The following is a 12,780-nucleotide window of genomic DNA, read 5'->3' on the forward strand; positions in this document are numbered from 1 at the left end:
AGGTTAGTTATTGCTGCATTGAAATCTGCTGTTCGATAATTCTTTCAGCACGGTTCAAAGCACCTTCAACATTGCCGCCGTTATTCCAAATATCAGTGACTGCCGCAGCCATTGGCTGCCAGATGTAGCCCATTTCAGGAATAGATGGCATGGCATCTGAATAGAAACCCTGCTGGATCATCGCCTGGGTAAGCTCATCGGCTTCGTCTGCAACATCATTCATCACAGTTTCAACCGGCGGAATAGCCCCAGTCATCTCAAAACGTTTCTTGGCCATCTCCTCGGAAGAGACGAAGTCAGCAAATAGCTGGGCCGCTCGAGGGTACTCGGTGAAAGCAGAGACAACCGCTAGGCGGACAGTAGAGAATGTGCGCGGGTGGTGGCCATCAAGGGTCGGGATTGGAGCAACACCCAGGTTGATACCGGACTTTTCATAACCAGGCGCGGCCCACGGACCATCGATAATGGCCGCCACTTTACCTTCCTGGAACAAACCACGACGCACCTGCGGGTCACGGATATCGGCAGGGTTTGCGCCATTGGCCGCTTTTAGCTTGAGCATTGAGGTTAAACCGGCAACTGCCCCTTCGTTGGCAATTCCCAAGTCTTTAGCATTGGCACCATTGTCACCGAACTCATAGCCGCCCTTCATGGCAAAAAACATTCGTGACTCGTAATAGTTCTGAACATCCCACAGCAAGCTATATTGCTGTCGGCCAGGCTGATTAAATTCTTTCGCAAACTCAATAAGCTGCTCGAAAGATGTTGGGGTTTCTGCTAACAAGTCCTTGTTATAAAACATAGTGACTGTTGCAAACGAGACAGGGAAGCCATAACTCTCTCCATTGATCTTGGCGGCTGCAGCGGCACTGGAGATAAAGTCGCTTTCGATACGCTCAGCGCTAACTAGGTTTTCCATTACGCCACCGGCAACAACTAGGCGTCCCAGTGTATCGTGCTCGACTTCAACCACATCGCCGACGGCTGTCGTACCGCCATCTTGGATAAGGCGGGTTGTCGTATCAACAGGTGAGAGCGAGCGGAAGGTGAACTCCACATCATAATCATTTTGCTGGTTGAACTGTTCAGCGGCGTACTGCATGAACTGAGAGCTGGCACCATGGTCCGCCCAAATCATCAGTTTTGCATCAGCTTCAGGGACAATCTCCTGGGCCAGTACCGATCCGCTTATACATACTGAGGCAATTAATGCGGGTAAGATGGCTTTATTCATTTTTAGTTCCTTTCTGCATTTCACGATTAGTAGTACACCCTGTACTTCCAATTAGAGCGTATAGGTGAAATAAAGGTCAACCACTCTCTGATAGTGATTTTCTCTTTTTGTGACTGCAGTCATTAATTGGGTGTTTTTTTATATAGGCGGATAAAAGAAGGGCTGCCTATTTACATCGATATTTTCAGTACGCCCCGACAATTTAAATTCCACTTATTCGATAACTCTTAAAAATACCAACGCGAAGAATTATTGAGATCTCGCTCAAACTTCGTAGCCAACAGAAAAGATATAGATCACAGAATTCACAACATTGCAGTGACTAAAAAACCAACATCAATAAACATAGTAGTACACCCTGTACCACCACCAAAAAATTACATTTGTCTAGCAAGGAACTAAACAGAATGAACAAGACAATCTTGTCCGTACTCGTTGCAAATGCGATGTTTGCTTCAAATGCAGTGGCTGATACTTTTTCAACCAGTCCAGACTCTGCAGAGCAAGACTTTTTTGCAACCATCGTTGACGGTACAGGGGGTAGCATTGGGGCTTTCTTCGAGAAAGAAGACAAAAAAGCCTACAACGAAGACGGTAGCCTGATCGGGAAAAATGAATACACCGAGAACAGCATTATTACCGGTTTCCTCTACAACAAAGAACTTCCGGTATCGCTGAACTACTCGCTGAAGCAAATCCAGAATAAATGGCGCACCGCAGACGGCTCCTTCTCCCAAATCGATGACGGCTTCCAGGTATCAACCAACCTGCGCTATAACCGGGGCCTTGGCCGTGGTTTCAGTACCGGCTTGGGCTGGGCGACGGAATTTGAACGCAGTGACCGCAACCAGGGCAACACCAAAGGTGACCTGACACAGGACCAGCATGAGCTCTACACCTTCCTCGGTTATTGGAACAATGACTGGAAAGGGGGTTTCTACTCTGAATTGAGCTACGGCATGACCAACGAGACTAACTCGCTGGACGCCGGGTTATGGGGCGACAAAGATACCACCTACTACAAAGTCCTATTCAAGCCCTACAAAAGCTTCGGTAAGTTCTTCGCTGGCGTTGAATTCTATTACGAAGACAAAGATACCGATGGCCGAGACGGTTCCTTCCTAGAGAACTTTGAAGAGTGGTACATTGAGCCAGAGCTAGCCTATAGCTTCGATTTTGGTGGTCGCCTATTCGTGAAACAGCGCTACAGTGAGAAAACAACGACCCAGACCAATGGCGATAGTTACTTTGGTACAGTGAACAAAACCACGGTCGGTTATCAGCATAACTTCAAAAACTGGTCTGTCAGTGGCGAAGTGGAAATCTTCAATGAAGACAAAGATGCAAAAGCGGAATGGACAGGCAACGAGAAAATCGGCAACGGCCATGAAGAATACAACAAGCTCAAGCTGATGGCTCAGTACCGCTTCTAACCCTACAGGAAACAACATTATGATAAAGGTCACCGACATTGCCGAGATCCTACAAGGCACTGTAATAGGCAATACGGATATCAATGTCGACAGCATTGTCGAACTCGACTCTCCTACCCAAGGAGGATTGGCTATTATCCGCCAGCCCGGTGACCTCAAAAAAGTCGCTTCCTGTTTAGCCGATGTCATCATCGGACCGGAGTCAATCCGCCAGGATACTCAGGCCACTGTCATCGCTATCAACCAACTTGACGCCAAGCTCATCAATCACTTTCTGACTTGGTTCAAGGTGTCGCAATACCGCCTCGACGATCAGGGTAACACCTCGGACATCGAAGGTGTCTACATCGGTAAATACACATCTATCGGTGAAGGCTGCCACTTTAAACCCGGGGTCAAAATCATGAATGGCGTAAAGATTGGCAACAATGTCGCTATTCACGCCAATACGGTGATCAAAGAAGGCACCATCATTGGCGATAACGTCACTATCGATTCCAATTGCTCTATCGGCAACTATAGTTTCGAGTACCTGACCGACGAACGGGGCGATTACATCCGGCTCGAGAGTATTGGCCGCGTGGTCATCGAGGACAATGTCGACATTGGCTGCAACAACACCATTGACCGCGGCACTATCGGCAACACCGTGATCGGTGCCGGCAGCAAACTCGATAACCTGATCCAAATAGGCCACGATGTCAAAATTGGCCGACACTGCCTACTGATATCACAAGTTGGTATTGCCGGTTGGACAGAGGTTGGGGATAACGTCATTATCCATGGCCAGGTCGGCATTACCGGCGGGATCAAAATTGGCCACAATACCCGGATCAAAGCACAAGCTGGAGTGACCCGTTCTTGCCCGGACAACAGTCATCTGTCGGGTTACCCTGCGCGTGACACCAAACAATACCTAAAGACCCTCGCCGCACTGAACTCCTTGATAAAGAAAAGCGAACAACCCGAGCAGCGAGCCCTACATTCCAGCGAACCCGCCCCGCAAGCAGGCTGGTTCAGCAAGATTTTTAATTTTAAATAAGATTTTCGGAGTAATTCATGGCGACGGTAAGCCTACGTAAAGTAGAAAAAGAATACGAAAACGGCTTCAAGGCAGTGCATGGTATTGACCTTGATATCCAAGACGGTGAATTCATGGTTTTTGTCGGTCCTTCAGGTTGCGCAAAATCAACCACCCTGCGCATGGTCGCCGGGCTTGAGGATATCACCGGCGGTGAAATTCGCATCGGGCAGAAAGTTGTCAATGACCTTGCCCCGAAAGACCGTGGGATTGCCATGGTATTCCAGAACTACGCCCTTTACCCTCACAAGACGGTCTTTGACAACATGGCTTTTGGCTTGAAGATGCAAGGCAAGTCGAAAGAAGAAATCAAGCAAAGGGTTACAGAGGCCGCCGAAAAGCTCGAAATCACTGATTTGCTAGACCGCAAACCGAAAGAGATGTCTGGTGGCCAGCGCCAGCGTGTTGCGGTAGGGCGTGCCATTGTCCGCAAACCGGATGTGTTCCTGTTCGATGAACCGCTTTCCAACCTCGATGCCAAGCTAAGGGTTTCGATGCGAGTCAAAATTGCCCAGCTTCACCAATCCCTCAAAGAAGAAGGCAACCCGGCAACCATGATTTACGTTACCCATGACCAAACCGAGGCGCTGACGCTGGGAGACCGTATTTGCGTATTGAACCAAGGCCAAATCATGCAGGTCGACACACCGGCAAACCTCTACAACTTCCCGGCCAATAAGTTCGTTGCCGGCTTTATCGGTTCGCCAGCCATGAACTTGGTAGATACTGCGTTGCGCGAACAGGACGGCAACTATTACATTGAAATGGCCCCGGGGCAGCAAGTGGTGATTCCATCGAACAAAACCCACGCACTCAAGCAACATACCGATAGCAAAGTATGCTTCGGGATCCGCCCCGAACATATCAGCATTGCCAAAAACAAAACGGACCTCAATGTGATTGAGGGTAAGTTGGCGGTGGTCGAAAATATGGGTAATGAAAAATATCTACATTTCCGAGTTGGTGCGAATGTCATTATTGCCCGTGTGTCATGTGTTGATATTTCCACCTCAGATATCGGTAAGAGTTTTTATTTCAATTTAGATACCAGTTTCTGTCATGTATTTGATGGCGAAACAGATGAGAATATATCGCTATAAATAAAAAATAATTGAAAAGAAAGGGAGTTAGACACTCTCTTTCTTTTGCCTCGCAGCAATAAAATTAAATATTTAATAAATTAGCCTAATTCCCAAACATTTATTCGCAGCTTGGATATAGCCGCGAAGGTTCACTTATTGGCATGGGCTACGCATGAGTAAATTTAAGCGGCTTTATCATTCACCCCCAATGAGAAAAGGATCCAACATGGCAAACGCCCGTCCCCTACCCCAGGCTTTTCAATGGCTGACCTGCAAACACATTCGCCCAAGCGGTTGGCTAGCCGAGCAAATGCAATTTGACCTCAACCAAGGTTTTGTCGGTCACCTTGACCAACTAGTGCCAGAGCTGATCACCGAAGATGATATTTATGGCGAGCACCGCAGAACCCTCGCAGACAAAGCCAAGGACGTCGGGTCTATTGCCCAAGATGCCGACTGGGAGGTGCAATACCTGTGGTGGAACGCCGAGACCCAGTCCAACTGGTGGGATGGATTTGTCCGCCATGCCATGTTAGTCGGTACCGAAGAGCAGCAAAACAAAGTCCACCGCTATATCGACCATATCCTTTCAACCCAGGATGACGATGGCTATATCGGAATTTATGCCCCTGACTTGCGCTATCAGACGAAAGGCGAGAACGGCGAATTGTGGGCACAAGCCGCTATGTTCAGGGTGCTCATCGCCTACTACGAATTGACCCAGAACCAAGATGTACTCGATAGGGTGATCAAAGCTGTCGAGCGAACCATGTCGGCATGGCCGATCAATGAAAGCAAGCCCTTCGATGTCACCGAATCCTATGCGGGTGTTGGCCATGGTTTGGTATTTACCGATGTACTGGACAGGCTCTACCAACTCACCGGCAAACAGCAATATCTCGATTATGCCCATTTCCTCTACCGCGATTACTGCCGCTACCCACTGTGCGACATCGACATCCAGCTTGATGCACTGCTTGACCCGGATTACCGCTACCAAGGGCATGCAGTCCACACTTGGGAGCATCTTCGCCCGCTGCTAACGGCTTACTTCGCCACCGGCAGCAAAGATCTCAAGGCTGGTCTTGAAGCCTTTGTCGGTCGATTGCCGGATTACCTCACCCCGTCGGGCGCCCCAATTGGTGACGAATTTATCTTGGGCAAACAGGCCAATGCCACCCAAGTCGGCTATGAGTATTGCTCAATTCATGAGTTGCTCGATGGGTTTACCCACATGCTGCAAAAAACCGGCGAGTTCAGCTGGGCCGATCATATTGAAAATATGCTATTTAATGCCGCGCAAGGTGCCCGCCACCCAGACGGAATGGGGATTGCCTACCTGAAAACCGACAACTCCTATTCGATGCTTGGCGAGGCCGGTGTCCATAGTGATGGCTGTACTGCCCATGAGGTCCAAACCCGCTATAAATATTCCCCAACCCACCAGGAAGCAGCAGTCTGCTGCGTCCCTAATGCCGGGCGAATCTATCCGTACTACCTCAAAGCGATGTGGATGCAGCAAGAAGACACCATCATCAAGCCGCTATACGGACCAAATGAGTTTACAACCGAAATCAACGGCAAGCGCCTGACGATTTCCGAGCAAACCAACTACCCTGCCGACCATAGTATCGTGTTGCTGTTTTCTGCCGACACACCGGTCCAAGCAACACTGCGCTGCCGCCTGCCGGGTTGGGCTAAAGGGGTCAGTGTCAAAGGGGCTAATGTCGAACTGGGTGAAGGCTGGTTCGAGATAAATGAAAAGTGGCAGGGACAAAGGATTGAAATCCAGTTCAATACCCAGCCGCAGCTATGTACTGACAACTTGGGCGACCATTACTTCCGCTACGGTCCGTTGGTTTACGGCTTGCCGATCAAAGCTCTCGAAACCATCGACAAACAGCTGCCTCTTGCGCCATTCCAAGAGCGCTGCTACCAGACGGAAAATGGTTGGCTGCCGGTTGAACTCAACCACAACCCTCACACCGAACTGGCCAGTCACGAGGCAACAGCTGCCCTCCCTTGGGGGCACTACACTCCGCTCCGTACTAACCTCGGATACCAAGGACAGCACTTTGTCCTGCAACCTATGGCCGCGCATATCTTGCGTCAGGTCACTTTCAAACCAAAGGCATGGTAACGCGACATGGATACGAAAACGCTCACAGTCAGCATAATTTGCGGTTCGGTATTGGCAACACTTTCTCTATGGGTAGCGGATTATAGCCTGGCGGCATTGGGCAGTTTGGCGGCATGCTGTACAACCCTTGCCTACCTACCTCAGGTCATCAAGATTATCCGCTCCAAAGATACTCAAAGTATCTCATTGCACATGTATGCGCTGATGGTTTTCGGGGTCTTTTGCTGGTTTATCTATGGCATGAAGGTCAATGACACCCCTGTGATGCTGGCCAATGCAATTACCTTGCTGTTATCAATGGTGATTCTGGTTATGAAACTTAACGAACGCCCACAGTAAATATAAAAAAGGCCTGCTCGAAGGCAGGCCAAACTTAGCTAGCAAGTAGCCAGGTAGTCACAGCTTGTTATTTTTCGACAATGTTTTTTGAGCCCTTACATTTTTTCGGTAAAGGTACGGGTTATCACATCCTGCTGCTGCTCTTTGGTCAGCGAGTTAAAGCGCACCGCATAACCCGATACCCGGATCGTTAGCTGCGGGTATTTCTCTGGGTGCTCGACAGCATCTAGCAACATGTCACGGTTCATCACGTTGACGTTCAGGTGCTGCCCACCTTCAACGCCTCCCCCATGCTCGCCCGCTTCATGATGGAAATAGCCGTCCATCAGCGCTGCCAAGTTTTGCTTCTGGGTCTCGCTATTTTTGCCCAATGCATTTGGCACAATCGAGAATGTATACGAGATACCGTCTTTGGCAAAAGCAAACGGCAGTTTCGAAACAGACGTCAGCGAAGCGACCGCCCCTTTTTGATCCCGACCATGCATCGGGTTAGCACCAGGGCCAAACGGCATACCGGCGCGGCGGCCATCTGGCGTATTACCGGTCTTCTTGCCGTACACCACATTAGAGGTGATAGTCAGGATAGACTGTGTTGGCGTCGCTTCACGGTACATGCTCATCTTCTGGATCTTCTTCATGAAGCGCTCAACCAGATCACAGGCAATATCATCCACTCGAGCGTCGTTATTACCGAATTTCGGGTAGTCACCGTCGATCTCGAAATCCACCGCCAAGCCGTCTTCATCACGGATAGGCTTTACCTTGGCAAACTTAATCGCAGCCAGCGAATCGGCAACTACCGACAAACCGGCGATCCCGCAGGCCATGGTACGTTTCACATCGCGGTCCATCAGTGCCATCAGGGAAGCTTCGTAACTGTAACGGTCGTGCGAGTAATGAATGATGTTCAGTGCCGTCACATACTGGGTTGCCAGCCAATCGAGTATTTCATCAAAACGAGGCATCAAGCTGTCGAAGTCCAAGGTTTCATCGGCAATCGGTGCCTGCTTCGGACCCACCTGCACTTTCGATTTTTCATCAACCCCACCGTTGATGGTGTAGAGCAACGCTTTTGCCAAGTTGGCGCGTGCGCCGAAGAACTGCATGTCCTTACCGACGATCTGCGGGCTGACGCAACAGGCAATGGCATAGTCATCATTGTTAAAGTCTGGGCGCATCAAGTCATCATTTTCATACTGCAGCGATGAGGTATCGATAGAGACTTTCGCCGCATATTTCTTGAAAGCCTCAGGCAGTTGCTCTGACCACAATACCGTCATATTTGGCTCAGGGGCTGGGCCCATGTTGTATAGCGTATGCAAGTAACGGAAGGTGGTTTTGCTGACCAGGGTACGGCCGTCGACACCCATACCAGCCATGGCCTCAGTTGCCCAGATAGGATCGCCAGAGAACAGCGAATCATAATCTGGAGTACGCAGGAAGCGCACCATGCGCAGTTTCATGATGAAGTGGTCCACCAGCTCCTGAGCCTGTGACTCATTGATCATCCCATTGGCCAAATCCCTTTCAATGTAGACATCAAGGAAAGTCGAGGTACGACCCAGCGACATCGCCGCGCCGTTTTGTGATTTGACCGCGGCCAAGTAACCGAAATATGTATATTGGATAGCTTCTTGGGCAGACTTGGCCGGCGTCGACATATCAATGCCGTATTTCAGGCCCATAGTGCGGATATCTTCCAGCGCCTGAATTTGATCGGCTAACTCTTCACGCAAGCGAAGAGTCTTCTCAAGATCTTGGCCTTGCTCAAGGAATGCCTGGGTCGATTTTACTTGCTCTTGCTTGTCTGCCTTTAGGAAATCAATACCGTAAAGGGCGATACGGCGATAGTCACCGATGATTCGGCCACGGCCATAGGCATCAGGCAGGCCGGTAATAATACCGGATTTACGACAAGCCAGAATATCCTTGGTATAGAGATCAAAACACGCTTTATTGTGGGTCTTGCGATATTCGGTAAAGGTTTTTTCTACCATCGGGTCAAGCTGACGACCGTATACCTCACAAGAGGTTTTCACCATGCGGATACCGCCATTAGCAATGATCGCTCGCTTAAGCGGTTTGTCGGTTTGCAGGCCGACAATGGTTTCCAGATCTTTATTGATATAACCAGCATCGTGGGAAATGATGGTTGAAGGTAGGTCGGTATCAAAGTCAACCGGCGCATGGGTGCGGCTCTCTTCTTTGATGCCCTCTAAGACACTATTCCAAAGCGCATTGGTCGATTCAGTAGCGTCAGCAAGAAATGACTCATCCCCTTCATACGGCGTGTAGTTGGTTTGAATGAAATCACGGGTGTTGACCTCGGTTTGCCAATCGCCAGCGGTAAAACCTTTCCATGCTTGAAGCATTTCAGTCGTTGGAATAGTCATAGTTAAAACCTACAATAATAGTGTTCTGAAAGACTTTAATTGTTTAAAATCGGAAATAGAGACAAAGCAAAACCTATCTTGCTATTGATAAATAAAGGCTGGAAAAACACCCTGCCTGGTATTACTAAAACGCTATTTATCAAACAGCTTGATACACAAATTAGATTCGGTTTGTTCACTTCATCTTGATGACTGAATGGTAGGACAAATCGCAATATGATTAAAATGAATGCTTTTCATTTTTCGAATGCATTATTTGCATATATTTATTACTTTTTAATAATCAATACTTTAAATTCAGAGAGATTGTAATGTTCCCTTACGTGAGGAGAGGATGAGATAGCATGAATAAATTAGATAAACCCCAGACTCAACAGACCACGAAATATTCCTTTTATCGATAACCTCCCTTTGATCAAGCTTGGTAGCAACTGGAAAATTACCAATAAGACGGCTTTCCATCACGGTGACAACACTTACATGTTAAGATAGCCGCGACAACAAAAGTAAGAGGATGATCAGTGGTCACCATCAACGACGTCGCTAAGTATGCTGGTGTATCCAGAGGAACAGTTTCCAATGTAATTAATAACGTAAAAGTCAGGGAGAATTCCCGGATCAAGGTCGAGCAAGCAATCAAAGAGCTTGGGTATGTACCGAATGAATTTGCCAGGGGACTTAAGAGCCAACGTAACTCGACAGTTGTCCTCATCCTACCCACTATCTGGAACCCGTTTTTCTCAGAGCTCACGCACTACATCCAACTCGAGCTAAAGCAGCATGATCTCAAGTTACTCCTCTGCAATTCCCAAGACGATTACCGGGTAGAACTCGAATACCTTTCAATGGCAAAGCAAAATAAAGTCGAAGGGATTATCTCTATCTCATACAGTGACATTGACCCTTATCTCGAGTCCAATATCCCAATGGTGAGTATCGAACGTTTCTACAGCGATTCCATACCCCGGATCAGTAGCGATAACTTTCATGGTGGGTACCTTGCTGCCAAAGAATTGGTATCAAGGGGATGCCAGTCTTTGTTACTGGTCGGCAAGTCCAGCAAAAAGAACATATCCGTAGATAAAAGACAACGCGGATTTGTCGCCTATTGCGAAGAGCACGGTGTTCGGTACGAATTATTCTACCGCCGTGAACAAATAGAAGACTTTGAGACCGTAGTCCATGAGTTCTTTTCCGATAAAACGACAGAGACAGCCCAATTTGACGGTATCTTCGCGGTAACAGACCGTTATGCCCAGTACTGTATTGATGGATTGGCTAAGCAAAACATCGCCTGCCCTGACGATATCCAAATCATCGGCTTCGATGGTGCCAAAAGCTATCGCAACGAAACATTGCGTATTTCAACCATCCGCCAGCCCGTTGACCGATTAGCCAAAGCCGCTGTGTCATCACTACTTGGTTTGATAAATAACGAAACCATTGATATGGAACAGGTTTTTCCAGTTGAATTTACCCCAGCTCTAACCACTCGCTAACCAAACCTGCACAATTAGCTATCATTTTACTGTTGATGGTAGCTATTTTTATTTTTCGGCGTTCTGTTATCTAGCGCACATTTCACCCGTTTACATTCCCAAATAGCTCCGTTAATCTTCTTGCCAAGTAAAACTTGGAACGTTCCAAGTTTGAGTTTGAGAGGCAGCAATGAACTACCAAGACATCGCGGGACAGGTCATCAGCCATATTGGCGGCAAGGAAAATATTCAGAACGCAGCGCACTGTGTCACACGGTTACGCCTGGTACTGAAAGATCAAAACAACTTCGATAAGTCAGCATTGGAAGAGATTGACGGCGTAAAAGGCGTCTTTACCAACAGCGGACAACTGCAGGTTATCTTCGGCACAGGCACTGTCGATGAGGTTTACCAAGCATTTTTAGCCGTCGCAGGAATTGAGTCGGCGTCGGTTTCTGATGTTAAGAAAGACGGAACGGAAAACCTCAGTGCCCTGCAACGTGGGTTTAAAGTATTCTCCGATATTTTCATCCCTATCATCCCAGCATTTGTCGGGGCTGCGATTATCCTCGGCCTGAACTCCCTGCTGACAACAGCGTTCTTTGGCATGGAACAATCGCTGGCAGAACGTTCTGAGCTGGTCAATGACTTCTGCGCTTTCTTACGGGTCATCGCTGCCACTTTTGAATTCCTGCCGCTGCTAATCATGTATTCAGCCGTCAAGCGCTTTGGTGGTAACCCAGTATTGGGTATTGTTTTAGGTGGTGCGATGCTGAGCCCGCAACTTGGCAATGCATTTGTCCATGCGCTTAACCCTGAAACATCAGAGCATTGGAACCTGCTTGGTATCCAGACGCCGATTGTCGGTTTCCAGGGTGGGGTGTTCCCAGCGATCCTGACAGCCCTATTTATGTCGCTAGCTGAGAAGAAGTTCCAGAAAATTGTTCCTCAGGTCGTCTCATTTATTTTTGTACCAGCGCTGACACTTCTGACATCTGGCTTGGCACTGTTCCTGCTCTTCGGGCCTATTGGCAATATCTTAGGGCAATGGCTAGGTAGTCTGGCTGACTTCCTCTACAACGGCCTAGGTGCTGTCGGAGCAGGTCTGTTTGCTGCCATTTTGATGCCTCTTTGTGTGACGGGTACTCAGCACGCTATCCAGGCAGTTGAAATGACAATCCTTGCTACAACAGGCTATAACTATATCCAGCCACTTTGGTCTGTCGCTATCTTGTCACAAGGTGGTGCTGCAATTGGTATGTACCTGCTGTACAAGCGCAATAGGGATAAAGAAGTTGCGGTATCTTCATTCGTGCCGACCCTATTTGGTATTTCCGAGCCGGCAATCTTTGCGGTTAACCTTAAACACTCTGTTGTGCCTTTCTTCTGTGCCGTTGCTGCAGCATGGGTATCTGGCGCCTTCATGCAGATGATGGATGTCAAAGCTAACGGCATGGCGCTCACGGTTCTACCAGGAATGACAATTGTCGAGCCAAGTGTCTTTGCCTACTACATCATCGGTAACCTGATGGCCTTCACATTGCCTATTTTGCTCCTTCTTACTTGGAACAAAACCAAAGGCGTCAAGATCAGCGGTTAA

General features: G+C 48.4%; 9 protein-coding genes. 7 read left to right on the forward strand and 2 right to left on the reverse strand.

The genetic code is table 11. From position 1 onward, the window contains the following. Window positions 1-7: 7 nt before the first annotated feature. The gene (locus ACXAD4_RS22205) at window positions 8-1,234 is read right to left on the reverse strand and encodes a sugar ABC transporter substrate-binding protein (protein ID WP_475244161.1); all 1,227 of its coding nucleotides are present in this window, start codon (window positions 1,232-1,234) and stop codon (window positions 8-10) included. A gap of 407 nt (window positions 1,235-1,641) precedes the next feature. Here ACXAD4_RS22205 and ACXAD4_RS22210 point away from each other — a divergent pair, with 407 nt between their 5' ends. From ACXAD4_RS22210 to ACXAD4_RS22230, 5 genes are all read left to right on the forward strand, one after another. Further along, window positions 1,642-2,667, forward strand: a complete 1,026-nt coding sequence (locus tag ACXAD4_RS22210) for a hypothetical protein (RefSeq protein WP_222551123.1) — start codon at window positions 1,642-1,644, stop codon at window positions 2,665-2,667. A 19-nt stretch (window positions 2,668-2,686) separates the two neighbouring features. After that, window positions 2,687-3,709, forward strand: coding sequence for a UDP-3-O-(3-hydroxymyristoyl)glucosamine N-acyltransferase (gene lpxD / locus ACXAD4_RS22215; RefSeq protein WP_222551124.1), 1,023 nt, complete (start codon window positions 2,687-2,689; stop codon window positions 3,707-3,709). Window positions 3,710-3,726: 17 nt separating this feature from the next. Continuing rightward, window positions 3,727-4,848, forward strand: a complete 1,122-nt coding sequence (locus tag ACXAD4_RS22220) for an ABC transporter ATP-binding protein (protein ID WP_187460990.1) — start codon at window positions 3,727-3,729, stop codon at window positions 4,846-4,848. Window positions 4,849-5,056: 208 nt separating this feature from the next. Then, on the forward strand, window positions 5,057-6,970 hold the full coding sequence (locus tag ACXAD4_RS22225; RefSeq protein WP_475244162.1) for a beta-L-arabinofuranosidase domain-containing protein: 1,914 nt from the start codon (window positions 5,057-5,059) through the stop codon (window positions 6,968-6,970). 6 nt (window positions 6,971-6,976) lie between these two features. Beyond that, entirely contained in the window at window positions 6,977-7,309 is a 333-nt protein-coding gene (locus tag ACXAD4_RS22230; protein WP_475244164.1) for a SemiSWEET transporter, read from the forward strand. 95 nt (window positions 7,310-7,404) lie between these two features. Here the strand turns inward: ACXAD4_RS22230 and pflB are convergent, their stop codons facing one another. Further along, window positions 7,405-9,702 (reverse strand): formate C-acetyltransferase, encoded by a 2,298-nt coding sequence (gene pflB, locus ACXAD4_RS22235; protein ID WP_475244165.1) that lies wholly within the window; start codon window positions 9,700-9,702, stop codon window positions 7,405-7,407. Between the two features lie 521 nt (window positions 9,703-10,223). On the opposite strand from pflB, the gene ACXAD4_RS22240 reads away from it, so the two are divergent. Together ACXAD4_RS22240 and ACXAD4_RS22245 are read left to right on the forward strand one after the other, a co-directional pair. After that, a complete protein-coding gene (locus tag ACXAD4_RS22240) occupies window positions 10,224-11,201 on the forward strand; it encodes a LacI family DNA-binding transcriptional regulator (protein WP_475244166.1) in 978 nt (325 codons plus the stop codon). A gap of 169 nt (window positions 11,202-11,370) precedes the next feature. Beyond that, window positions 11,371-12,780: a PTS transporter subunit EIIC gene (locus ACXAD4_RS22245; RefSeq protein WP_475244168.1), complete on the forward strand. Its 1,410-nt coding sequence runs from the start codon at window positions 11,371-11,373 to the stop codon at window positions 12,778-12,780.

It is taken from the genome of Photobacterium sp. AWH4_225, from assembly GCF_056158405.1.

Excerpts from the sequence above, each read along its gene's own strand:
- lpxD (WP_222551124.1), top strand. The coding sequence starts at position 2,687 with ATGATAAAGGTCACCGACATTGCCGAGATCCTACAAGGCACTGTAATA.
- ACXAD4_RS22210 (WP_222551123.1), top strand. The coding sequence starts at position 1,642 with ATGAACAAGACAATCTTGTCCGTACTCGTTGCAAATGCGATGTTTGCT.
- ACXAD4_RS22245 (WP_475244168.1), top strand. The coding sequence starts at position 11,371 with ATGAACTACCAAGACATCGCGGGACAGGTCATCAGCCATATTGGCGGC.
- ACXAD4_RS22225 (WP_475244162.1), top strand. The coding sequence starts at position 5,057 with ATGGCAAACGCCCGTCCCCTACCCCAGGCTTTTCAATGGCTGACCTGC.
- ACXAD4_RS22220 (WP_187460990.1), top strand. The coding sequence starts at position 3,727 with ATGGCGACGGTAAGCCTACGTAAAGTAGAAAAAGAATACGAAAACGGC.
- ACXAD4_RS22205 (WP_475244161.1), bottom strand. The coding sequence starts at position 1,234 with ATGAATAAAGCCATCTTACCCGCATTAATTGCCTCAGTATGTATAAGC.
- pflB (WP_475244165.1), bottom strand. The coding sequence starts at position 9,702 with ATGACTATTCCAACGACTGAAATGCTTCAAGCATGGAAAGGTTTTACC.
- ACXAD4_RS22230 (WP_475244164.1), top strand. The coding sequence starts at position 6,977 with ATGGATACGAAAACGCTCACAGTCAGCATAATTTGCGGTTCGGTATTG.